Raw genomic sequence first — 24,166 nt, 5'->3', positions numbered from 1 at the left:
GAACACCGACCGATGGAACGACCGAAGGAGACGTCCTACCCCATGCCTCCCGGCACGAAGAAAGCCACCGACCAGGCGGAGCTGTTCAGCGCCTCCACCGCCAAGGAGATCCAGGCGATCCTGTGGAAGGCCGCGGACAAGCTGCGCGGCTCCATCGACGCCGCGCAGTACAAGGAGTTCGTCCTCGGTCTGATCTTCCTGAAGTACGTCTCCGACGCCTTCGACGAGCGCCGCAACGAGCTGAAGAAGGAGCTCGTCGAGGACGGCATCGACGGGGAGCGCCTCGACGACTTCCTGGAGGACCGCGACGAGTACACCGGCGCCCACGTCTTCTGGGTCCCGGAGACCGCACGGTGGTCGTGGATCGCCGCGAACGCGAAGAGCCAGGGCGTCGGCAAACTTCTCGATGAGGCGATGGACGCGGTCATGGCGGAGAACGCCTCGCTGAAGGGCGTTCTGCCGAAGATCTTCAACCGCGACAACGTCGACCAGAAGCGCCTGGCCGAGCTCGTCGACCTCATCAGCGACGCCCGCTTCGGCGGCACCGAGGACAAGCCGGCGCAGGACGTACTGGGCGAGGTGTACGAGTACTTCCTCGGCAACTTCGCGCGAGCGGAGGGCAAGCGTGGCGGCGAGTTCTACACGCCGCAGTCCGTCGTCCGGCTGCTCGTCGAGATCCTGGAGCCCTACGGGGGCCGGGTGTACGACCCGGCGTGCGGCTCGGGCGGCATGTTCGTCCAGGCAGCCAAGTTCATCGAGGCGCACCGGGGCCGCGGCCACAAGGCCGACATCTCCGTCTTCGGCCAGGAGCTCAATGAGCGCACCTGGCGGCTGGCCAAGATGAACCTCGCCATCCACGGCATCGACGGCAACCTCGCCGCTCGCTGGGGCGACACCTTCGCCGACGACAAGCACCCGGACCTCAAGGCCGACTTCGTGATGGCCAACCCTCCCTTCAACATCAAGGACTGGGCGCGCGACGAGGGCGACGCGCGGTGGAAGTACGGGGTGCCGCCGCGGAACAACGCCAACTACGCGTGGCTTCAGCACATGATCTCCAAGCTGGGCGAGCGGGGCACGGCCGGCATCGTCCTGGCCAACGGCTCGATGAGCTCCCAGTCCAGCGGAGAGGGAGAGATCAGGAAGGCACTCGTGGAGGCCGACCTGGTGGCATGCATGGTGGCGCTGCCATCGCAGCTCTTCCGCACTACGCAGATCCCGGCGTGTCTGTGGTTCCTGTCCAAGGACAAGTCCCCACAGGGCGCGCGGCGGTTGGACGACCGCCGGAGTGAGATCCTCTTCATCGACACCCGGGCGATGGGCGAGATGGTGGACCGGACAGAGCGCGTCTTCTCGGAAGTCGACCTCAGGAAGATCGCCGACACGTACCACGCGTGGCGCGGCACGGCCTCGGCTCGTGAGACGGGGCTGAGGTACGAGGATGTACCCGGCTTCTGCTGCTCGGCCGACCTGGAGAAGGTACGAGAGTACGGGTACGTGCTGACGCCGGGGCGGTATGTGGGGGCGACGCAAACAGACCAATTGGGCAACGATGGTCTCGTTGACCGGATCGACGGCCTCACTCGAGAACTTCTTGCCCTTTTCCAGGAATCCGACCGGCAGCAGCAGACCGTGACTGAGATTTTGGGGGCGCTCGACGATGGTGACGCGTGAAATTCCATTTTCCGACCTATTGAGTGTTGTGATTGATAATCGAGGGCGCACCTGCCCAACGTCACACGAAGGGGTGAAACTGATCGCGACGAACTGCATCAGCAACGATGCCCTGTATCCGAAATACGAGAAGCTGCGGTACGTGTCACAGGACACTTATGATAATTGGTTTCGCAGTCACCCCGAACCGGGCGACTTGATCTTCGTCTGCAAGGGAACACCTGGGCGTGTGGCCATTGCCCCAGATCCAGTAGATTTTTGTATCGCGCAGGACATGGTTGCGGTCCGGGCGGACCGATCTAAGGTGAATCCCCTCTACCTCTTCGCTGCTCTGAGATCGCCCGTGGTGCAGAATCGAATCCAGAATCTGCACGTCGGCACGATGATTCCGCACTTCAAGAAGGGTGACTTCGGTCGACTGAACATCCCCGTTCCGGAATATAAGGATCAAATCGGAATCGGGCGCATCTATCTTGAAATCTCTCGCAAGATCGATATCAATGAGCGCATCGTTGACGTAGCTGATAAACTCCTGCGATCGATTTATCAGGATGTTTGTAGCCATACCTCGGACTCGATCGCCATGAGCAAGCTCGGGTCCCTGGTTCGGACGGGAGTATCCGCTTCATCCCTCACCGGTGACGAGCATTACATCGGCTTGGAGCATATGCCACGCCGAAACATGTGGCTCACTGCGTGGAAGGAAGATGCTGAGATCGTCAGTGGGAAGTCCGCGTTCGAGTCGGGCGACGTGTTGTTCGGGAAGTTGCGGCCATACTTCCATAAGGTCGGCCTGGCCCTGACCTCGGGCGTGTGCTCTACGGACATTCTCGTGGTGCGTCCCGTGGAGCCGTCCCGTCTGGGGTGGCTCCTCCTCTCTCTGTCGAGTGATGAAGTCATTGCGCACGCCTCAGCGGTCAGTGACGGTACCCGGATGCCTCGCACGAAGTGGAAGGACCTGGAAGCTCTGGACGTTCCTTGGCCTGGGGAAGAGCACGTTGCCCGTATGAACGAAGTTGTCCGCTCGATGAGAGCGCGCATCCAGTCCGCAGCTGGTGAAAACCGCACTCTCGCCACCCTTCGCGACACCCTCCTCCCCCAGCTCATGTCCGGCCGGCTGCGCGTCAAAGACGCCGAGAAGATTGTCGAGGACCACGTATGACGAACGAGGACGACGACAGAGAGAACTACCGCCCCCACGAGTCCGACTGGGAGCTCCTAGCTCTTGAGGAGCTGGCCGAGCTCGCGTGGGAGCCCGCCCCCGGCAACGCGTTCGCGCCCGGCTCCGACCACCGCAAGTCGTGGGACGACCTGATCCTCTACCCCGACCTCCGTGAGGCCGTCGAGCGGCTCAACCCCGGCCTCCCCCCGAACGCCGTCCGCGAGGCCGTCGCCACCGCCGCGACCCCGGCGTCTCAGGACACGTACGAGGAGAACCGCACCGCCCACGAGTACCTGACGACCGGCATCCGCTCCGTCACGTACACCGACGTCTTCGGTGCCGAGCACAACCCGACCATCCGCCTCGTCGACCTGGACGACCCCGACGCGAACGTCTACCGCGCGCTCAACCAGGTCACCGTCATCGACGGCGAGAAGAACCGCCGCTTCGACATCGTCCTGTACGTCAACGGCCTGCCCCTCGCCGTGCTGGAGCTGAAGCGGGCCGGCGACGAGGACGCCACGCTCCAGACGGCGCACTCGCAGGTCACCCGGTACGTCCAGGAGTTCCCGACCGCCTTCCGCTACAACGCGTTGGTCCTGCTCTCCGACGGCATCACCGCGAAGTACGGCACGCCCTTCACCCCGTACGAGCACTTCGCGCCGTGGAACACGGACGAGTTCGGCAACCGCGTCGACGTGCTCGAAGCCGAGGGCATAGGGGACTCGGGACAGAATCTCGCCCTTCACGGCCTGTTCACCCAGCCGCGCTTCCTCTCCCTCGTCCGGTCCTTCGTCAACTTCGTCCCGTCGAGGCGGATGAAGCGGATCGCCAAGCCGCACCAGTTCTACGCGGTGACCCGCGCCGCCGAGGCAGTACGGGAGGCCGCGGCGAGCGACGGGAAAGCCGGCGTTGTCTGGCACACGCAGGGCTCGGGCAAGTCCGAGGAGATGGTCCTCACCACGACCATGGTGATGCGCGACCCCGCGCTCCTGAACCCGACGATCGTGGTCATCACGGACCGCACCGACCTCGACGACCAGCTGTTCTCCACCTTCCTTGAGAGCGAGATCCTCCCGGAGCGCCCGTGCCAGGTGCAGACCCGGGCCGAGCTTCGCGAGAAACTGGCGGCCAAGGGCGTCGGCGGCATCCTCTTCACCACGCTGCAGAAGTTCGGCCGGACGAAGGAGGAGAAGGAGTCCGGCGCCGACCACCCGCTCCTCTCCGCCCGACGCAACATCGTGGTGGTCGTCGACGAGGCGCACCGCAGCCACTACGACTCCCTCGACGGCTATGCCCGCCACCTGCGCGACGCGCTGCCGCACGCCACGCTGCTAGCCTTCACCGGCACGCCGATCTCCAAAGCCGACCGCAACACCCGCGACGTCTTCGGCGACAAGGGCGCATACGACGGCTACGTCGACATCTACGACCTCAAGCGGGCCGCCGACGACGGGGCCACCGTCAAGGTCTTCCACGAGAGTCGCGTGATCTCGCTCGTCCTGGACAAGGACGTCGATCCCACGAAGATCGACGAGGAGGCCGACCGCATCACCGACGGCCTCGACGACACCGAGCGCCGCCGCGTCGAGCAGGCCGTGGCCACGATGAACGCGATGTACGGCACGCCCGCCCGCATACGGGACCTCGCCGACGACCTGGTGAAGCACTGGGAGGCGCGGCGCGAGCGGATGCAGCCGTTCGTCGGCGTCTCGGAGAAGGGCGGTGCGGCCGGCAAGGCGATGGTCGTGTGCGCGACCCGGGAGATCTGCGTCCGCGTCTACGACGCCCTGCGCGAGCTGCGACCCGAGTGGCACAGCGACGAGCTCGACAAGGGCGCCATGAAGATCGTCTTCTCCACGAACTCTCGGAAGGACCCCGACCACCTGCTCGCCCACTCCCTGAGCGACACCCGGCGGAAGACGGTCATCAACCGGGCGAAGGACCCCGACGACGAGCTCGAGCTGCTCATCGTCAACAACATGCTGCTGACCGGCTTCGACGCCCCGCCGGTCCACACGATGTACCTGGACCGGCCGCTCAAGGGCGCCAACCTGATGCAGGCGCTGGCCCGGGTCAACCGCCGCTTTCGTGCCAAGCAGGACGGCCTCCTCGTCGGGTACGCGCCGCTGACCGAGAACCTCCAGCGGGCGATCGCCGAGTACACCGAGGCCGACCGAGCGGACCGCACGCTCGGCCAGGGGCTCGACCGGGCGCTGGACGAGCTGCGCAACGAGTACGACGTCCTCTCGGACATCCTGCGCGGTTTCGGCTGGCGGGAACGGCTGGCCATGCCGGCGAGGACGGCGTTCATCGACGCCGCCATCCGGGCCGCCAACTACCTCCGAGATCCGCAGACCGCGGGCAACGACCCGGAGAAGCTGGACGATCCCCGGCAGACCCTAGGGCGCCGCTTCCGCGACCACGCGCACCGGCTGGAGCGCTTCTACGCGCTGTGCGGCAGCGCCACGAACATCGGCGAGCGGTTCCCGGACCACCCGGCCTGGCGACGGGACATCCAGTTCTTCGTCGAGGTGCGCGCCTACATGGCGAAGTACGACGCGATGGACCGCGAGGCGCGCGGTCTGCCGGTGGCCCGTGACGTCGAGCTGTACCTGGCCCAGCTGACTTCCTCGGTCGTCGAGACCAGCGGCGTGACCGACCTCTTCGCGGAGGCCGGCCTGGAGACCGCCGAGCTGACGCAGCTCAACGACGCGCTCGTCGGCCAGCTGCTGAACAGCGAGACACCGCACCTGGCGGCGGAGGCGCTGCGGCGGCTCATCGAGAAGAAGATGCGTGAGGTGACACGGCACAACGTCGTGCGCCGCACGACCTTCTCCGAGCGGCTCCAGGACCTCATGGTCCGGTACATGCGGCAGCAGTACACGAGCGCGGAGCTCATCGCAAAGCTGATCGAGATGGCCAAGGAGGTCATGGAGGACAGCCGGCGCGGCGAGAAGTTCGACCCGCCGCTGGACTGGCGCGAGCTCGCCTTCTACGACGCGGTCGCCGACCACGGCACGGCGCGTTCGGTGATGGGCGACGAGGTGCTGGCCGGGATCGCCCGCGAGCTGGTCGCCGAGGTGCGCAGCAAGCTCAAGCCGGACTGGATCGCCCGCGAGCCCGTCCGGGCCCGTCTGCGCAGCGCCATCAAACGCCTCCTGGCCCGCCGCAACTACCCGCCGGACCAGGCCCCGGAGGCCATCGACCTGGTGCTGAAGCAGATGGAGCACTTCGCAAACGAGTGGTCCACCAACAGTCTCCCGGACAACTGACACACCCGCGCCGCGCGCTCGTCGTCCGCGCTTCGTCCCGGCATCGGTCTCCCGTTGACGGGACGAAGGCGCCTTCCCGCAGCAACGAGAACAGGGGCGTTCCGCCGGGAGTCAGTCCGGCAGGTGGCGTCCCACGTGGCCGACAACCAGCACCTTGTCCGTCTTGTCGACGTACCAGTAGATACGGAGGCACTGATCCGGGCTGGTGGCCTCGTCAACCTTGAGGTGTGCCTCCATCAGCACGGTCTCACCGTTGTACCGCACTTCGTAATGGCTCCGGAACCGACGGCTGTGGGCTGCGGGGTGCCGGGCCGAGTAGCGGTAACCACGCTCCAGGAAGAACTCCCCGAACGGCTTCCCGAGCGTGTCGTCGGCCCACCCTCGGCCCGCGGTGGCGACGTCCAGAAGTGCCCGGTAGAGCTTACTTGGGTCTTTGTAGGCGCTGAACTTCTTCACGCTCGCTTCGGTGCTGGGCAGGAAGATGACGTCGTCGCCGATCTCCTCCTTGGCGCGCTGGAAGGCCTCCCTTACCGTCAAGTCCGACACGTCCGTCCCGGCCAGCTCGGTCGGCAGATCTTCGTCGTCGGCCGACCTGCTGCCAACCAGGCTCACTTCGTCGAACTGTGCTTGGAGGGCTTCCGCTTTGGTGAGCGCCGTGGCCAGCTTCTTGCTGACCTCGTCGTACTGCTGGGTGAGGGTCTTCACTTCCTGCTCCTGGAGGCGGACGTACTCCTTCACCCAGTCCGGCAGATCGTCATCCTTCTGCAGGGCCTGCCAGCGCGCCGCCCTCACCCAGCCGTGAACGGGATTCTCAGGAACCGAAGCGGCACTCACCGACCCCAGCCAGCGCCTCAGCTCATCGAGCAGGGATGCGCCGCCCTCGTCGGGGATGCGGTGGGGAGGCCAGTACTTGTGGTCGTACGGCTTCGCGTCCTTTCCGAACTTCGGCCAGTACAGCCGCACGGCCCCCTGCCACGCGGACAGCTGGGCGCCCACCTCGTCGGTCAAGGTACGGGCCGCCAGGTGGGTGGAAAGGTGCGCGACGTGGGCCAGGCCCGCCAGCTCCCGTGACAGTTTCTGCGTGTCGACAAGAGGCCGGCCGGTCGACGGATGGTTCGTGACCACAACAATGGGCAAAGCCCGGCGGTCGTATGTCAGCCACTCGACAAACCCCGGAATGTCACCCGCGGTGAGTGTCCAGGGGGCCGGCTTCGTCCGGTGTCCCGCATCGACGACCACGAACTCCCGCAGCAGGGTGCGGACGATCGCCGGAGAGGAGAACCGGAAGACGGGACGGCGCAACTGAAACATGTCGCTGTCCTGCTGGAGGCCGATGCGCACGGTGGCGCACACCCCGTCGCTGCCGGAACACAGGGCCAGGCTCGTGACCCACCGCACGGTGGGATCGTCCGCCGCGGGCTGGTACCAGGAGCACATCCAGCCCTTCGGCACTTCGTCGGTCGCGTGATGGTGAGTGGTCACCGTGTGTCCGCCCGTAGTCTCGTACCGTCCGTCCTCGGCGAGGGCGGACGGTACGAGACCCGTCGGCCGCCCGACCCACTCACGGATGAGTCTCTCGGCCCGGCCGAGCACGTCGTCCGGAGTGGCCTGCGGGTCGGTGAGCAGGAGCTGGCATGCGTAAAGTTCGCGCATCTGAAACCTTTCGGACTCGCGGGGATCGAGCGGTGGCGAAGCTGGGGCCTCTGGAACACGTACCGGTGTGAAGTAGCAACGCCAGTCGACAGGCGGCTGGTTCCAGCATTGAAGCGCGAGGCTCGGTGAAGCGGGGGTCGGCCTGAGGAAACATCGGTACGGCAGTCGGCGCTGAGAACGGTCATCGTGAGTCTGACTGCTGAGCAGGCCGGGGCGTACGGGAAGGTCGCCGAGGAACCGGCCCGTCCCGAGCTGGAGCGGTTCTTCTTAGGTCGCCGAGGTCGCCAAGGCGTTCGAGGAGGAATCCTGCGGCGGCCCTGACCAGCGTCCGTGCGCCCAGCCCCGCCAGGTCGCCCTGGCCGAAGCAAGCATCCGCCGGGCGTACGGCGCCCCGGGGAGCAGCCGCGGTATGAGTCCGACGCCCTGAAGCACACGTGGGCCCCGCACGCTCCCCCGGTGGGGGCCAGGTGCGCCTCAGGGCGTCGACTGGAGGTCAGGCGCGCCGGCGAGGCTGCGCGCCCGGAGCACGTGGACGGGGGCGGCGCTGCTCAGCGGGACCACCCAGTACTCGGCCCACTCCTCCTGCTTCCACCTGTTGCGGCTGACGTGCTGGTTGAGCCTGGTCGCGGCGGCTCCCTGGGTCAGCGTCCGGGTCGGAGCGGTCTGTCCGCAGTAGCAGGCGAGGCCCCCGGTGGTTACGTGAGGCCGGCCGTGGCGTTGTCCTCCCAGCCGTCGACCCGCTGGAAGTAGCCGTTCATCGAGCGGGAGTGTCGGGCCCATCCGCCCTGGTCTGCGATGGCCACGGCGTCCTTGCCGCGCTTGCGGGCGGTCGTGGCCAGTCCGATGCGGAGGGAGTGGCCGGTCCAGGCGAGCGGGATGCCGGCGCGGGCGCTGATCCGCTTCACGGCCCGGGTGACGGAGTCGGGGACCATGCCGCCGGTGACGTTGCCGTGCCGGTCGACGCCGACGAACGCGGGCGCGTCGGGCTGCGACCAGCGCGGCTCGGCGTCTGCGGCGAGGCGGGCCCGGTACGCCTTCCACGCCTCCACCGGGCAGACCTCCGGGTCCTGTTGGTAGTTGATCTTCGCGTCGCGGACGCTGTGCTTGGTCTTGCCGGTGAGCACCGAAACGACCAGGCCGCGCGGGGTGAGGGTGACGTCCCCGGCGCGGAGGCCGGCGGGGTCCTGGGCACGCGAGGCGTAGTGGAAGCCGGTCAGGACGAGCGCCTTGTCCCGGGCCCCGGCGAGGGTGTCGGGACAGGCCCTCGCCACCCGGTACAGGTCGGGGACCTCGGCCGCGGCGGCCTGACCCCGGCCGCGCCGCTCCCCCGCCTTCAGCAGCTCCACGGCGGCCGCGTCCAGTGTCGCCCGCGCCTGCGCCTGGTCGTCCCGGTTCACCTCCGCGCCACGGCGGCGCAGCTCCACGACGGTCCCGGCGAGGATCGTGCTCGCCGATGACGCGGCGTATCCCTTGCCGTTGACTTGACCCCGGTCGAGCAGCCACACCACGAACGCCGTCAAGACGCCACGCGTGGCCGCCAGTTCGGGGAACCCCTGCGTCGCGCAGAACCGCGTCCAGACCCTCCACGCCTTCGCGTACGTGTCCGTCGTGTTGGCCGGCCGCAGTCGCCGCCGCACCTCGTCGGCGAAGTCCGCCGCGTCCGCGAGGCGTTGGGCGACCTCGACGCCGTGGCGCTGAGCCCACTGGACGACGATGCGATCGCGCCCTGCCGGTACGGGGGCCGAGTCGGCCTCTTCCGACGAGTGCTCGGCGGGGGTGGTCAAGGCGCGCTCCTCTCGACGTTTCTGACGTCGGATAAGGAGAGCTTATCCGACGTGTGATGCATCGTCGCACCCTCGCGCCACCCGAGCTGATGCAGATTCCCGGCCAGATTCTCCGGGTTCTCCATACGCATACCAGTGGCAGCGGCCATACTCTCCATGAAGAACCCGGAGAACCTGGTAAGAATCTGAGAGGCGCCTCATGAGGATCACGATCGAGGGCGCGGACAAGGCGTTCGCCGAGAAGCTCGTCGCGCTTGCCGCAGCGCACCGCGCGGAGCTGACCGTCGCGACCGTCGACACCGACTGGACCGTCGAGCGCGCCACGCGCTACCTGCGTTCACTGACCGCCGGCGCCCGCCGGTTCGCCGAGATGGTCATCGTCGACGGCGACGGCTACATCGAAGCGGACCGACTGCGCGCCGCCGTCGGGAAACTCAACGGCCCGACCGTCGCCCTGTCCCGTGCCGTCCCGCGCGGCGTGCGCGAGGGATGGTGGCCCGAAGGGATCAGCGCGCCCATCACTCCGGTGTGGGACCCGGACAACCCCAGCTGGCACAAGAACATCGCCTACGAGATGAACAGCGAGAACGTGCCCGTCTTCCGTACCGCCCTCGCCGCCCTGGCCACCGGCCACAAGACTCCCCCGTCACCGGAGCCGCCCGCCCCATGGAGCGACGAGGAGGCACCGTCGGCCCTCGCCGTGCTACCCGGCTGGGCCGCCGGCGACGACGTACCGCGCGCACTGCCGCACGACGGCAACCTCGACGTCGGCCCCGACACCAGCAGCGAGCGGCAGCAGACCAGTTGACGCAGGTCACCGGGGGGTTGCGCGGCTAACCCCCCGATCCCGGAAAGTCGGCGCGGCCCGTCGCACCGGCGGGCTGTGACCAGCCGCGCCACCCAGGAGTGATGCCGCCATGCCCGTCCTCGTCTCCCTCACCCTCGACCAGGGCCTGAACCTTCTCGGCACGGCCCTGGGCCCGTGGCTGCTCGTCGTGCTTCTCGCCGCTGCCGCCGCCGGTGTCGGGCTGTACCGACGAAGCCGGGCCACTCCCCCGGAGCCGCCCCGCCTACGCCGCTTCACGCTTCTGCGCACCGAGGACGCCGACGGCACGCCCGTGCGGTTCGAGACCACCCGGCCTGCGGGGACCAGAATCACGCCCTGGATCAGTGGCCGCCAGCGCCTCTACGAACTCACGGACGTACCGCTCGAGGACGGGACCTACGCAGCCGAGCCCCTCGATCGTTTCTGACCAGCGCGGTTAAGGAGACACAGCGGTGATGCCGGCCGCGCTGAGGATGGACGGCGGTGCTGGAAGAGCGACTCGATCGGCGCGTCTGTGCCGCTCAGTTCGTCCCTGAGCTGTCCAGAGCATGCGAGCCTCGCGCCCGTCGACCGCGGTTCAGGTGCGCCGGGTCGGTCAGGAAGCACAGGGCGAGCATCGCCAGGGCTGCGCCTCGCGTGAGGACGGAACTGCCGGAACCGCTGAGCGCCGCGTCGACCACGAGCAGCAGCTCCATCACGGCGGCCACGGCGACCGCGGAGCGGGCGGAGGTGCCCCGTGCGCAGGACCGGATCAGCATCGCGCCGGCGGACAGGGCAACGGCGATCACGACTGCGCCGATCGCCATGGAGATTCGTAGTCGTCCAGTCGCCGATTCCGTCGGCTCGTCCAGGGGCGCGAACGACTCGGCGGAGTTGAACACGAAGGTGAACACCGCGACCACCAGGGCCTGGGCGGCCATCACGAACGCGGTTGTTGCCTGAAGCAGGCGGTATCGGATGGGCATCCTGTTCCCTCGATGGGCCGGGGCGCCGGCGCGGGGCCCGCACCCCGACCCTGGTCATGTGGCGGTCACCTGACCTGTGTGTACGGTCAGTACCACAAGTAGTTGAGCGTACCGTCGCCGATGGCCATCATGCACCAGCCCGGCAGTAGTGACTCGGCCTCGTCCCGAGGCATGTCCACGTCCTTGCCGTACTGTCCGAAGAACCGGCCCCAGGCGTTGTTGTGGTAGTCCATCCTGTGGTGCCGCTCGGCGAGTGCCTCGGACATGCCGTCCGGTTTGGGTCCCTCTTCGTGACGGTCGGCGAATCCCTTGGCCGTCTTGGAGCCCATCTCGTAGGCCATGAGCGCGTTCCAGGTGCAGTGGCGGTAGGCGTCCGCCTTGCCGCCGTTGGTACGGCTTCCCGGGTAGAAGCCCGTGTCCCTCACCTCGAGCAGCGCCAGGTTCCTGGCGAGGTCGGCTTCCTGCTTCGCCTTGGTGCAGATGCGCCATCGGCTGGGCCACTTGCAGAAGTCGCCCTCCGCCTCGTTCATCCCGCCGGGGTAGGAGTCGCGGGTAGAGACCTCCGGCAGACCGTTCCAGTCGGGTTCCACCGCCATGTGCGCGATGTCCTCCGGCGTGGCAGCCTCCTCTCCGGGTGCCACGATCTCGCCGCTGACGAACTTCTCGGTGGCCGCTCGCTGCGCCGCCAAGGCCACGGAGTCGGAGATCGCGCTCGTACCGCCGAAGACGGTGACGGAGCGCGTCGTGGCACTGTGATCCTCGGAGAACCAGCTGCCGCCCTGGTCGAACACCGTGGCCGAGTTCAGCAGCAGCGGCACCTCGACGGTGGCCGCGTACGCGCCACCGCTCATCGCGTCGGTGTAGCCGGCCGCCGTGGTCAGGGAGACACCGCCCGCATGGGGCATGTACTTGTCGCCGACCATGGCGCTGGTCTCGATGTTGTCCCGTCCCACGACCGTGCCGAAGGTGCTCTCGTAGGCGCCGGCGGCGCCCTTGCCCACGACGGTCCTGCTGACCCCGGTGCCCAGTCCGTCGAGCCATGTCTTCGCCGCGCTGCTCAGGGTCGCGCCGTTGCTCAGGATGACAGCGCCGTCGGCGGCCGCCACCGCGCTCGCCGTCGGCAGGGCCTCCTGCCAGGTGTTCGCCGTCACGATGGCGACATGGGCGGGGTTCCTCACACCGTCGCGTGCGACGAGCAGTGACGTCTCCAGCTCGTTGGCGCCCGCGTAGCGCGCCGTGGTGTAACCGAGGGCCCGGATCGCCGTCTCCACCGCGGAACTGACGCCGGACCCGACGAGGTGAACGGTCCTGCCCGTGGGCAGGATGCGCCCGAGTTCGGCCGAGACCCTGGCGTCGAGTGCCGTCTTGCCGGTGATGAGGAGCGGACCGTTCTTGGCCTTGGCCAGGGGGATCGCCGAGGCACCGTCCTTGTAGTTGTCGCTGGCGACCACGACCGCCGAGCCGGCGGCGTTCCCGGTCGCAGCCGTCGCGTTCTTCCAGTGGGCCTGGGAGATTCTCACCGAGGTGTCGATCGCGCTGGCGCCCCCGATGCGGGCCAGGCTGGCCCCTGTCGACGTCATGACCCGGAACGGTGTCCAGGCGGACCAACCGGTGTTGTAGTGCGTCCCGTCGTACGAGGAGGTACGGAACTCGTACGTCCTGTTGTCCTGCAGCAGGTCTGCCGGCACCGTCACCTGGGTCGCCGTGCCTGGCTCCGCCCAGGGGGAGACCAGGTAGTCGCCGACCTTGACGCCCGTCGCCTTGTCGCGTATCTCGAAGGTGCCGTTGACCTGGTCGCCGTTGACGTCGTCGAAGGTGGCCCGCAGCACGGGAGTCGTGCTGCTGACGATCCACACGTCGTCGGTCGAGGAGAACGGAGGACCGGCCTGCTGGGCGGTGGCCGTCTGCGGCCGGTGGTTGTAGGTCACCGAGAGCTTCGGCTGGTTGGTCGCGTTGTTGGCCGAGTTGACCCGCTTCCAGCCCTTGGCGTCGTCGTTGGCCGCCCGCAGTCCCATGTGTCCGGTGGAGACCTGCCCGGACGCCCAGGTCTGGGCGAGCTCGGTCACGTCCGCCTTGATCCAGCCGTCGGCACCGCACGCGGCGTTGCCCTTGGTCTCGGAGGACGTGGCGAGCTGTTGCTGCCACGCCGGCTGGTTGGTCCAGCGTGAGGACGTGGAAGCCGCACCGGTGGCCCACACGCTCCATGGCTGGGCCGTGCAGTCGGTGTTGCCGGAGTGGAAGTTGAAGAGCTGCAGGGACGCGCTGGAAACGAGGGCGTCCTTGATGGGAGTGGTGTTCCAGTGAATGAACGACCGGGCGACACGGGTGGTGCCATCGGCATTGGTGGTGCCCGGGTTACCCATGTCCAGTTCGGTGTCGCTCGACCAGTCGACGGTCTCGCCCCGCTGCACGTACGTGTCGAAGGCGTTCGACAGCGCGGAGGTCGAGGGATCGACGGTCACCGGATACTTGGTCCTGGGGTCTGCGAGGAACGCGGCGTCGGGCGTGACGACCAGGTCGATACGTCCTTCCCCGTGGTCCACTACTTCCATGTCGACGGTCCTGCGCCGGGTGTGTTCACCGGACTGCTGGTCGACGGTGGCGTCCCACATGACCGGAGACGGCATGACGGCCCGCTTTTTGCCTGCGGCGTCCATGAACAGGACGGAGCCGTCGGGCTGCTCTTTCGCCGTCAGGCCCTTGGCTCTGACCGGCAGTGTGTACGAGTAGTCGTCAGCCCCCGGCTTCGCGCCGATCTCGACGAACTGCTCGAACCCGGTGCGTGTCGCCTCGACGATCACGTCGGCGCCGGGCACTGCCTCCACGTAGCGGGCGGAATTTCCCGTGAGTACCGGCTCGGGCAGTCCCCCCTTCCACTGGAGAGTGACCTGCTCCGGGCCGCTGCCCAAGGTCACGAGGTCCCGCGGAGCCGCCGTCTCGGTGGCTGCCAGCGACCGTGCCCTGGCTCCGCCGCCGCCGGACAGCACCAGGCTCTCGGGGTGGTTCGTGGCCGCGACCGCGCCGTCGTCCCGCTTGTGCAGTGATACGTCGACGGCTTCCCACCGCCCGTCCCGCTTGATGCGCTCGGGCCCTGGCGTGAGTTCCGTGGTGAAGCTGCCGTCGGGGTTGGCGAACGTGCGCGAGGTTTCCGTACGCTCCGACACCAGCTCGACCGGGCTGCCGGTCTCGCGCGCCTTCATGCGCGCCTTAGGTACCTCACCCGGGTCGGCGTCGGCCTTCAATTTGGCCTCGACAATTCCGGTGGGCACGGGTTTGTCGGTCGACGGCTCGGAATTTGAGAGAGCTGCGACGGATGTCCCGGCCATGGCTTGAGCCGCTAGTGCAAAGGCTGCGCCAAATGCAATGCGTGAAGACCAACGTCTGTGTCTGCTCTTACTGGGCAAGAGAAGCCTTCTGCCCGCCCCGATGGCTCCGAGACGGGACTTGACGTGTTGGGCCACCTGCTCAGGTGGCATAGCCCGTCGGTCGGGCAGTTGATCATCGCATCGCTTAGTCGTTCGAATGCTCTGCGTTTCGGTCAAGTTGACGGCGCGATCGGAACCACCTCGACCGGCGGCGCGCGAGTCGGTAGCGATAATTCCCGAGAATGGTGAAAGCGCTTACATCGAGTGATGAACTGGCTTTTGTCCTGACAATTTTGACAGGTCTGACGAACAGGAAAACCGGCGAAATGGAATGCTGTGATCAAGTGAGTCGTTTTCGCCTTGGACAGCTCGAACCGGGGAAGCGATGTCGAAGAAATAGGGAAGGTGCAGGTCAGAGCGATATCCCCAAGTGACTGGCCTGGTCGTGGTGCCACGCGGCATACTCGACGCATGGCTGGCATCGAGATCGACGACACCACCGCGGACGCGCTGCGGGCCCTGGCCGACGCGGCGGGGCTGCCGCTGGACGCCTACCTCGCGCAGGTCGCCGAGGAGAAGCGGCGCGAGCGCGCGCTGGCCGAGGGCGCGGAGATCTTCCGGCAGGTCACCCGCGATCCGGAAACGGCCGCTGCGTTCGACGCTGAGTACGGGGGCCCCGCGCCGGCGCAGACCGCCCCGCGGGCGGCCTGACCGATGTCTGCCGAGTACTACGTCGACTACCGGTGGTTCCTGGAACGTCAGGCTGAGCTGCTGGACGACCTCGCGGTCAACGACTACTCCGTGTTCGTCGGTCTCGCCGCCCGGCACAAGGTCGACCCGCCCCGCCACGACCAGCACCACCCGGACGCCTTCTGGCGCGCGGCCGTCATGCTGGAGGAGTGCGTCGTGCTCCGGCCGCTGCCCGCTCGCAACGAGCTGTACGGATTCGGCTTGGCCGTGGCGTACCTCGGGATGCACGGGGAGCGGGTGAACACCAAGTTCGAAGCCTGGCGGGACCTCATTACCGACATCACCGCCCTGCGTCTCGACTCGTTCACCGTCGCCGAACGGCTACGCTCGCTCCGCCTGCCGTCAGCCTGACCTCGGTGTCTATCTGGGCCACATCCGAGGGTTACGCAGGTAGTCCCGGGCCGGGCGGGTGAGGGGCGGGGCCGTCGCGTTGGGTGACCATCGCCGCTGGGTGCGGGGAGCAGGCACCGCGAGCGATCAGTGCCGAAGTGGCTTCGGGACCATCCCCGCGCGTGCGGGGAGCAGGCTGTTTGACCTGGGAGTCTACGGGCCACGAGGGCGTGTTTCAGCGACTTGTGCAGATTCCGGCAAATAGGGCACGGGCGGCGTGGATGCAAGTGATGTCTTCCCTGGGCCCCGGCACAGACGTATGGGCCACGAACGCCCTCCGGCAGCGGGCTCCGCTCCCGCGGAACTGCAATCGACCTCACCAGAATGAGCCGCTCCCCTACCGATGATCACCGCGAACCCTGAAGCCCAGGTACCGGACGTGCTGCCGGCGCAGCCCGGTGCGCTCTGACCTCGCGGCACAGCTCCGGGGATCGCTGCGGTTCGGGCGTCCGGCAGGCCGCGCCCTGTACGACGGCTTCGGCGGCCGAGCGCGGACCTGATGGACTCACGGCATGACGACACTGCCGCGCCGCTTGCTGCATTCCCTCGACCGGTTCAACGCCGCCCACCCGTGGGACCACAACGCCCACTACCACCGCTGGATCATGCGGCAGCTCCCCAGAAGCTTCCGCACGGCTCTCGACGTCGGCTCCGGCACCGGCGACCTGGCCAGGCTCCTGACCACCCGTGCCGCCGCAGTGGAGGCGATCGACCCCGATCCGGCAACCGTCAACCGAGCCCGGGGACTGACCCCTAACGACGCTCCGGTGGCCTTCACGACCGCGGACGCGCTCACCGGCATCCCCTCTGCTGCTTCCTACGACGTCATCACCTGCGTCGCCGCCCTTCATCACCTGCCGTTCGCCGACGCCCTCGCCCACTTCCGCCGGCACCTGGCGCCCGGAGGGACGTTGGTGGTCGTCGGTCTCTGGCGTGCGCAAACCCCTGGCGACCACGTGCTCGGGGCCGCCGCCGTTCCGCTGAACGCCGCCATGGGCCTGATCAAGCACAAGGGCCGCACGGCATGCCCACCGGCCTCGATGACAGCCCCGGTCCGACCGGCGGCCATGGGCTTCGCCGAGATCGTGCGCGAGGCCCGGCGCACACTGCCCGGCGCACGACTGCGTCGCAGACTGTTCTGGCGCTACACGCTGGTGTGGCACCAGGACTGAACCCAGAGGCCACAGATCACCGGGCGTTCGTCACACCTTTGTCGAACGAAGTGCCTTCGAGGGGCTCGCTTCTCACCGCTCCACGTCTCCGTCCTCGAAAGGGGCGGTTGTCCACAGGGCGCCGGCGTCGCCCTCGCCGAGTGAGACGATCGCTGTTTGACCGGCCGAGACGGGGAGATGACGTAATGCCACTGCCAGACGTGCTGAAGCCCTTGGACGCCGCCCTGGATTCGACAGACCGGTCCGAGACCACGGCCGCCGCATGGGAGGCCTTCGCCGTGGCCGAGAAGGTCGCGGACGCCGTTGCGTTCGAGGAAGGCGGCGACGAACTCCAGGCCCTGATCGCAGCACAGGCGAGTGCCGCGGGCCGGAGCCTGCTGCCGTTGCCCAGCACCGGTCGCCCCGTCGACGTACCGCCTCCGCCGCCGGGTGCGCAAGGACTCGCTCCGTACGTGGAGCTGCTGCGCCACGTCCAGGCGGCCCTGGAGCGTGCGGCTGCCACCCCTGGGACGGAGGAAGACGGCCGGGCGGTAGCGCGGGAGGCCGCCGGCAAGGCCGCGACCGCCGCCGACGCGCTCCTCGCCGCTCGGGAGGGATAGGCATGCCCACCACGCTGGGCGACCTGAACGAGGCCGCCAACCGCAACCTGCGCGAGGTGGTCTCCAGCACCTTCATGCCGGACGACGCCCGAGAACAGGCCGTTGTCGTCGGACTGCTCGGCGAGCTGGTCGGGCACCTGCGGGACACCCTGGAAAGCGCCGGAGAGCGGCCCCGGCGGGCGAATGCGGCACCTGCCGCCCACCTGGCCACCGCCCGCACCGCCCTGCGTCGCGCAGCAGGACGACTGCCCGCCGTCGACGCCGAGATCCCCGCCCTGCACCACGACACTCCCTTGTCCCGCGCGGTACAGGCCGCGGCCGCCGTCCAGGACCTCATCGCCAGCCACCGCGGGCGGGACGGCGCACCGGTGACGCCGTACGCCCTGGCGTTCACGCACCGGTCCGCCCGCGCCTACCTGGTGCAGTGCTCGGCGGACTTGGCCTGGGGAGCGGCCCGTGTGGCTCAGGCGTTGGGCAAGGCCGTCACCCGTGAGTCCGTCGCGGTGCAGCTGTACGTCGCATGCGGGAGCCTCGACCACGCCTCGGTGTTCGGCCGCGCCGCCGGCGGACAGAGGAACGAGGCCATCGCGGCGTTCCCGCTCGTACCGCCGCTCGATCCACGCCCGGCTCTGGCCACCGACGCGGCGGGGAGCATCCCCCTTCATCTCGCCGACGACTGCGAGCGCCTGTCCCGGGTCGCCTTCGAGGCCCTGCACGGCCGCGGCGAGCCCGCCCTGAGCGGGTCCGACGTGCAGCAAATGGCCCGATGGCGTGCGATGAGCAACCTGCTGTCCGGCCGCCTCCTGCTTCATGCCGACGCCGACGCCGACCCGCCCACCGCCGAGGCGCTGCGTAAGTCAGCCGACCGGTTACGGACTGCGGCACAAGCCTGGCAGCAGACCGCGACGCGATGGCACCGGATCGTCGACCTCTCCGACCCCCGCGTCCACCCGAAGCTGCCGCTGCCCGGCTACGGCCTCGCGCGCAGCGGCCAGTTCGCGCCGATGCCGAAGACGCCTCCGCACCCCGCCCTGCTCACCGCACACGCGCACGCGACACGCATCGGGCAGCTGTTGTACGGCATGGCGTGGAACCCGGAGACGCCGGGCCGCCCGGTCCAGCGGGACGCTTCCGAGATCCTCGCCGACGCCGGAGGTCCGGCGGGGCTGACGGAGACGGTGTACCGGGTGGCAGCTACCGGGTGGCAGCTCGCCGCGGCCATGCCCACCGCCGTCCGGCACATCGAATCGACCCTGGTCACCGACAATGTGGATCACCGGCCCCCGAAGGCCGTGCATCGCTTCTACCCCCTACCCGATCACCAAGCGAGACGGCTCGTGGAGCCGTACGAGCACGTGATGGAGGCCGAGCAGGCAGCAGCAGCCGCCATCCTGCGCGCGGCGCCCCACACAGGCATGGACATGGCACGCGCCCAGCTGGACGCGACCGCCCACGAGCAGATCCGCTCCGGCCAGCCGTGGCTGCCCGCCGACCTCCTGACGGAACAGCGGCCGAGGACCACGCGACCCTCGGCCCAGGCTGCCCGGTCACGGTCGACCACCGCGGCCAGGACCACCCCTCGGCCGGCAACGCAAGGCCCCTCCCTCTCACGCCTACCCGAAGCGCCAGACCTACAGCCACCCCTGCGGAGCCGAGGCCACCGTCCATGACCACCTGACCGACCGCGGTCGGCCCGCAGCCAGGAATGGAGTCCCTTCAGCCCAGCGTTGCCGACGCCGGAGGCGCCGGAGGCGGCCCGGAAGAGGAGCATGCCGCCACGTCGACGCTCGCGCAGAACCTGCTTCAGTCCATGCTGTTCTGATCCCCGGAGCGAGTCGAAGATGCAGGAGGTCATGGACGCCATGGACGTCCACGCCCTCGCCGACGCTTGTACCTGGCCCACCTGCTTGCCGCCCAGCCGAATCGGTGCGACACATGCTCGAGCAGGCCGCGAGCACGACTGAGGCGATCGGCGGGGCGGCCGCAGCCGTACGGCGTTGCGTGACGCCGTCCACACTTCCCAGTCTGGCTACGTTCGTTTTCGGCCCATGGCCAGGTGGTTCTGTGCGTACGTCCACTCCCATACGGCCCGCCTCCGGATCGATCGCACCGACGCCTCCTCGCCGGCGCGACGAGCGTCAGTCGTGGCCGTAGGCATCGGCGAGGACGCCTGTCAGCGCCTGCGCGATGTCCTCCCGCAGACCGTCGTGCCGGGGCCCGAGGGCGTGCTCCGGGGCAGTGCGCTCCTCCCCGTAGCGCCATACGGGTCCACGCAGCAGCCGCGGAGGCTCCCAGCCATAACGCGGATGGACGTGGCCGTGCAGGTGCTCCCACGAGTTCCCCAGGACCTCGTAGTTCAGCCGGCGGAATTCCTCGTCGCGCTTGCTGCACGCCATCTGTACGGCTTCACCGAGCAGAGAGAGGTCGAGGAGGAAGAGGGCTCGTTCGGCGCGCGGCAGGTCAGTCAGATGACTCGCGTGGCCGGCGTACAGCAGCAGGCAGTAGCCAGGGAGGTGTTGGGTGTCACCGATGACGGCCCATCCGGTTCTCATCCGCGCCAGAACGGTGGGGTTCTCGCCCCGCTCGGCGGCTCCCACACGATCACTTCTCCAGTGCTCCATGCACCCATAGATATCAGCCAGTTGACCCGGAAGGATCACATGATCGATGTCGGAGGGCGCCGATAGGCTTCCGGCATGTTGAAGATCGTCGGAAGTATCGCCGATGTGGCCGAGGGACAGGCCGGCCTGGTGACTGAACGGCAGGCTGCCGCATGCGGAGCCAGCCCTGCCGTCCTCCGTGAACTCCTCGAAGGCCGTGTCATCGAGACCGTCATACCCGGAGTCGTGCGGCTGCGCGGCGGGACGCGACCCCCATTCCCACAGTTGTACGCACACTGGCTGTTGCTGGCCCCGGACGAGCCCGCCTGGGAGCGGCCGCTGCCTGCTGCCGGTGTCGTGTCGCACGGGGCCGCGGTGCGCGTCTACGCCGTCGGCAACCTACCCGGCCCGGTAGCAGAGTTCACCGTCCCTCCCCACCACACCGCCGCCTCTTCCCAGGACGTCCTCATCCACCGCGCCGAGCTGGGACCGCAGGATTACCGCGAGGTAGCAGGCCTGCCGGTGACCTCGCCGGGTCGCGCCCTCGCGGACATCGCGGCCGCCGGCAGCACCGATCCGGATGGATTGGGGCGTATCGCCACGAATCTTCTGCAGCGGCGTCTGGCCACCCACGCCGAACTCGCGCAGGCCCTGGAGGTTCGGGAACTGCCCGGCACCACCGGTACTGGCGCAGATCTGCTGGCCTACCTGCTGGCCAGTGTGGACGGTGCCGAGACGGCCGCGAACTCCGGGGAGGACGCGTAGATGCCCGACTTCGGGGTGATGGACACCGCCGAGCATCTCGGGGACGCCTTCCGGGAGGAGTTCCCTCGGTGGCAGGAACTCCGCGGGGCTGTGGCCGCGCGAGCGCGATATCCGGAGTTCAACGAACGGCGCGCTCTGCAGCAGGTGCTGATGTCGGACCTGGCACACCGCATCACCTCGGACCAGGGCCTCGGCTGGCTGCTGATAGGTTCGCTGGCCCTGCCCGCGCGTCCCGCGGACGGCGACTGGCCCGCCGACTTCGGCGTCCCGGGCATCACAGGTATCCCTCAGCAGTACGTGATGCCGCGCGACGCATTTGACCTCGACCTGTGCGCCAGCGCCGTCACGGATCCCGACCCGGGCCGGGCCGCCGACCTGTATAGGGACGCGGTGGAAGGAGCAGTCCGCCGCGTCGCCGCACCGCCCGGCCACACCGGTAGCGCACACGGCATCGGGCTGGGCGGCCTCGTGCGCTACACGGCCGGCGAACTCAACGTCTTCCCCAACGGCCAGGTCATGGGCATCGTGACCGCCACGCCGGTCGACCCTCGCTTCGGACCGCGCCACACACCGACCGTCGATGACCCGATCCCCATCGAGATCGATATCAAGCCGCCCGCCAAGGTAGCGGTCACCGGCGGACCTGACACAGCGCACCGCCCGGTAGCCCCTATCAACCTGCCTGGGTTCACCCCGTTCCAGCCCCCGCTGAACCCTGCGGTCAACCAACTGGCCGACAAGCTCACGCTGCTGACCGGCAAGCCCCGGGGCCTGCGGGGCGAGGGAGACCGGCCCTGGCACCGTTACAAGGACGTTTACGACGCGTACTTCATGCTGCGCACCTGCCGGATCGACGCCGACCACATGCGTGAGGCGGTGAAGAGCAACTGGAACCTGGGACCGATGGGCATGGACCGCGTGCCTGTGCCCTACCGCTTCTACGGGCAGGACAGCGACGGCCCTGAACCGGTCGTGCCCTGGAACGAAGGGCTGGACGCTCTGCGCGCAGGCTCGCCGCAACTGCATCAGTACCCCGGCTGGCACAGCATGCGTGAAACGCTCGGTGCCTTCATGGACAGCCTGCCCGCGGCGCCGGGTGGCAGTACCTGGGTACCGGGCCAGGGGTGGAGCCTCCCGTACGCGCAGACCGCCTCCGAATCCGCCCGAGCGTCCGGCGTATCCCCAAAGGCCGCCCGTTCCCGCTCTACCACCACCCCCGACGGCCCACGGCGCAGTCCCTCCGGTGGCCCCCACACGCTTCCACCCGCTCCGGGGGCGGCGCCCCGGCAGGAACGCGGCCGCGGCCACGGACGGTGAAGCGCCCCACCGGGCGGGCCCATCGAGGATGCCCCCGGTGACCGGGGCCTCCCGGTCATGGGCCGGGACGGGGTTCGCACGTTCGGCGCGAGATACCCGTACACCAGGCAGGGGATGTGTGGCGAGCTCTCAATCCACATGGATCTGTCAATCCGAAGTCTCATGGGCTCGGCTCCGCCGTGCAGTCCATTGCGGGCATCGACCCCAGCAATGCCTCCACTGTCCGACTTCGGACCAGAATTGAAGGAACCTGCATGCGCGTACTCCTGACAGGAGCGACCGGTTACACCGGCCTGATCGTTGCCTCCAGACTCATGGATGCCGGAGCCCATGTCCGGGGTCTGGCCAGCCGTCCCAGTGAATTCACTCAGAGGCTGGAAAGCACGGGTGATTTCACTTTCCTTCAGGGAGACCTCCGCGATACGCAGACGCTCGCCGAGGCAGTCGAAGGCGTCGACGCGATCGTCCACTTCGCGGCCATCGTCGGCGACCCCGCCAGCGCACGCGAGCCGGAACTCGCCCGCCAAGTGAACGTCGAAGCGACCAAGGTACTCTACGAAGCCGCTGACCGATCGGGCGTCAACCACCTCATCTTCGGCTCGACCTGCAGCGTCTACGGCCGTCACGCCGCGGGCGTCGCCACGGAAACCACACCCGTGAACCCAATCTCCCTCTATGGCGAAAGCAAGGCAGAGGCTGAAGGCTATCTCCTTGATCAGGATGGCGGCGTCAATGTCACCGTTCTGCGGCTGGCCACGGCCTACGGCGTATCCCCGAGAATGCGACTCGATCTCGTCGTCAACCAGTACGTTCACGAGGCCACCACTCGCGGTGAGGTTACCGTCATCGGACCAGAAGCATGGCGCCCTCACGTCCATGTGCAGGACCTCGCACAAGCAGTGAACAGCGTTCTGTCCGATCCCGGCAAAACACGCCAGCAGATCTTCAACGTCGTCACCGAGAACATGCAACTCAAGCAGGTGGCGGCGCTGGCTTCGGCGGCCCCTACGGGGCCCGTCCGTATCAACTATCGAGCGACGGTGGACGATCGACGCGACTATGCCGTCTCAGGTGAGAAGTTACGCAATAGCCTCGCCTATACGCCGGACTGGACCATCGCTCAAGGCGTCCGCGAAGTGTGCAACCACCTCATCTCCGCGCAGGCCGCAGGCTCGCGGTCAGCCGATGAAGCGGCTCAGCAGGACCGGCCACCAAGAATATCCACCAATGCCGCCCGTTCACGGTCAACCACCACACCGGACGGCTCACGACGCAGGCCGCCCACCGACTCTGGAACCGCACTCGGGGTTCCAGGAACGACGCCGCCACGACGCCAACAGGGCCGCGGCCGGTGATGACGGTGCGTTGGTATTCGGGGTGTTGCTCCGAAACAGACCGACCACGGCTGCTGCCACCACGCGAGCGAAGAGACGGGACGCAAGGGTCTGCTCACCCGAAGTCCCACGGGATCGCGAAAATTACCCAGACAACCTGATTGGAAAAGGAAATTGACCACCTTCAACAAAGATAACCCCGTTCGAGGTTGGACCGTTGGAGAACTCCGTCAAGCTCTGGAGAACCTTCCGGCTGACACCCCACTGCTGGCGTACGGTCCAACAGCGCCGGGTTCCGATGCCGTCCAGGATTACATCATCGTTACGGCAGGATTCGGTTCACAAGACACTGGCGACGGCCGCGGTCAACAGCCTACACGCGAATTTCAGATTGGTGTAGCCTATCCCGCCAGCGCCTTCTACCACAGCAATAGGTGAGGCCATAATTGTCGCAACCTGCGGCGGACAAAACTGACTGCCGGGGCAACGTGTACGCATTTACTGCGGAAATTCCGGGAGGGCGGGGCGGGCGGGA

At 68.0% G+C, this 24,166-nt stretch carries 19 protein-coding genes; 14 read left to right on the top strand and 5 right to left on the bottom strand.

Translation table 11 applies throughout. From position 1 onward, the window contains the following. Window positions 1-42 precede the first annotated feature (42 nt). From AC07FV_RS08205 to AC07FV_RS08195, 3 genes are read left to right on the top strand one after another with little or no spacing between them, the layout of a single operon-like run. The gene (locus tag AC07FV_RS08205; protein WP_479085539.1) at window positions 43-1,674 is read left to right on the top strand and encodes a class I SAM-dependent DNA methyltransferase; all 1,632 of its coding nucleotides are present in this window, start codon (window positions 43-45) and stop codon (window positions 1,672-1,674) included. Next, window positions 1,661-2,836 (top strand): restriction endonuclease subunit S, encoded by a 1,176-nt coding sequence (locus AC07FV_RS08200; protein WP_479085537.1) that lies wholly within the window; start codon window positions 1,661-1,663, stop codon window positions 2,834-2,836. The genes AC07FV_RS08205 and AC07FV_RS08200 overlap by 14 nt, the downstream gene beginning before the upstream one ends. Further along, on the top strand, window positions 2,833-6,111 hold the full coding sequence (locus tag AC07FV_RS08195) for a type I restriction endonuclease subunit R (RefSeq protein WP_479085536.1): 3,279 nt from the start codon (window positions 2,833-2,835) through the stop codon (window positions 6,109-6,111). The genes AC07FV_RS08200 and AC07FV_RS08195 overlap by 4 nt, the downstream gene beginning before the upstream one ends. Window positions 6,112-6,222: 111 nt before the next feature. Here AC07FV_RS08195 and AC07FV_RS08190 read toward each other — a convergent pair whose 3' ends face one another. After that, on the bottom strand, window positions 6,223-7,764 hold the full coding sequence (locus AC07FV_RS08190) for a hypothetical protein (protein ID WP_479085535.1): 1,542 nt from the start codon (window positions 7,762-7,764) through the stop codon (window positions 6,223-6,225). A gap of 695 nt (window positions 7,765-8,459) precedes the next feature. Further along, window positions 8,460-9,548 carry a tyrosine-type recombinase/integrase gene (locus tag AC07FV_RS08185; RefSeq protein ID WP_479085533.1) on the bottom strand — a complete coding sequence of 363 codons (1,089 nt, stop codon included), beginning with the start codon at window positions 9,546-9,548 and terminating at the stop codon, window positions 8,460-8,462. A gap of 199 nt (window positions 9,549-9,747) precedes the next feature. Here AC07FV_RS08185 and AC07FV_RS08180 point away from each other — a divergent pair, with 199 nt between their 5' ends. Beyond that, on the top strand, window positions 9,748-10,356 hold the full coding sequence (locus AC07FV_RS08180; RefSeq protein ID WP_479085532.1) for a hypothetical protein: 609 nt from the start codon (window positions 9,748-9,750) through the stop codon (window positions 10,354-10,356). A gap of 109 nt (window positions 10,357-10,465) precedes the next feature. Then, a complete protein-coding gene (locus AC07FV_RS08175; RefSeq protein WP_479085531.1) occupies window positions 10,466-10,801 on the top strand; it encodes a hypothetical protein in 336 nt (111 codons plus the stop codon). Between the two features lie 94 nt (window positions 10,802-10,895). Here AC07FV_RS08175 and AC07FV_RS08170 read toward each other — a convergent pair whose 3' ends face one another. Both AC07FV_RS08170 and AC07FV_RS08165 read right to left on the bottom strand, forming a co-directional pair. Next, entirely contained in the window at window positions 10,896-11,339 is a 444-nt protein-coding gene (locus tag AC07FV_RS08170; RefSeq protein WP_479085530.1) for a hypothetical protein, read from the bottom strand. 86 nt (window positions 11,340-11,425) lie between these two features. Then, window positions 11,426-14,539: a cell wall-binding repeat-containing protein gene (locus tag AC07FV_RS08165; RefSeq protein WP_479085784.1), complete on the bottom strand. Its 3,114-nt coding sequence runs from the start codon at window positions 14,537-14,539 to the stop codon at window positions 11,426-11,428. Window positions 14,540-15,175: 636 nt separating this feature from the next. Between AC07FV_RS08165 and AC07FV_RS08160 the strand changes: the two genes are divergently transcribed. From AC07FV_RS08160 to AC07FV_RS08140, 5 genes are all read left to right on the top strand, one after another. Beyond that, a complete protein-coding gene (locus AC07FV_RS08160) occupies window positions 15,176-15,415 on the top strand; it encodes an antitoxin MazE7 (RefSeq protein WP_458416793.1) in 240 nt (79 codons plus the stop codon). 3 nt (window positions 15,416-15,418) lie between these two features. After that, window positions 15,419-15,805: a toxin Doc gene (locus AC07FV_RS08155; RefSeq protein WP_479085529.1), complete on the top strand. Its 387-nt coding sequence runs from the start codon at window positions 15,419-15,421 to the stop codon at window positions 15,803-15,805. Window positions 15,806-16,356: 551 nt separating this feature from the next. Next, window positions 16,357-17,016, top strand: a complete 660-nt coding sequence (locus AC07FV_RS08150; protein WP_479085527.1) for a class I SAM-dependent methyltransferase — start codon at window positions 16,357-16,359, stop codon at window positions 17,014-17,016. A gap of 185 nt (window positions 17,017-17,201) precedes the next feature. After that, window positions 17,202-17,615, top strand: coding sequence for a hypothetical protein (locus tag AC07FV_RS08145; RefSeq protein ID WP_479085526.1), 414 nt, complete (start codon window positions 17,202-17,204; stop codon window positions 17,613-17,615). 2 nt (window positions 17,616-17,617) lie between these two features. Continuing rightward, entirely contained in the window at window positions 17,618-19,285 is a 1,668-nt protein-coding gene (locus AC07FV_RS08140; RefSeq protein ID WP_479085525.1) for a hypothetical protein, read from the top strand. Between the two features lie 468 nt (window positions 19,286-19,753). On the opposite strand, the gene AC07FV_RS08135 is transcribed toward AC07FV_RS08140, so the two are convergent. Continuing rightward, on the bottom strand, window positions 19,754-20,167 hold the full coding sequence (locus tag AC07FV_RS08135; RefSeq protein ID WP_479085523.1) for an HIT domain-containing protein: 414 nt from the start codon (window positions 20,165-20,167) through the stop codon (window positions 19,754-19,756). A gap of 144 nt (window positions 20,168-20,311) precedes the next feature. Between AC07FV_RS08135 and AC07FV_RS08130 the strand changes: the two genes are divergently transcribed. The 4 genes from AC07FV_RS08130 to AC07FV_RS08115 all read left to right on the top strand — a co-directional run bounded on the left by AC07FV_RS08130 (window position 20,312) and on the right by AC07FV_RS08115 (window position 24,069). Then, window positions 20,312-20,980, top strand: a complete 669-nt coding sequence (locus tag AC07FV_RS08130) for a hypothetical protein (protein ID WP_432887844.1) — start codon at window positions 20,312-20,314, stop codon at window positions 20,978-20,980. Next, window positions 20,981-22,297, top strand: coding sequence for a hypothetical protein (locus AC07FV_RS08125; RefSeq protein ID WP_479085522.1), 1,317 nt, complete (start codon window positions 20,981-20,983; stop codon window positions 22,295-22,297). Window positions 22,298-22,551: 254 nt separating this feature from the next. Further along, window positions 22,552-23,652 (top strand): NAD-dependent epimerase/dehydratase family protein, encoded by a 1,101-nt coding sequence (locus AC07FV_RS08120; RefSeq protein ID WP_479085520.1) that lies wholly within the window; start codon window positions 22,552-22,554, stop codon window positions 23,650-23,652. 153 nt (window positions 23,653-23,805) lie between these two features. Then, entirely contained in the window at window positions 23,806-24,069 is a 264-nt protein-coding gene (locus tag AC07FV_RS08115; RefSeq protein ID WP_432887853.1) for a DUF6225 family protein, read from the top strand. Window positions 24,070-24,166: the final 97 nt, after the last annotated feature.

The organism is Streptomyces sp. NPDC045956, from assembly GCF_056430705.1.
The sequence above is the reverse complement of the archived record's forward strand: the minus strand, read 5'-3'. Positions and strand labels throughout refer to the sequence as shown.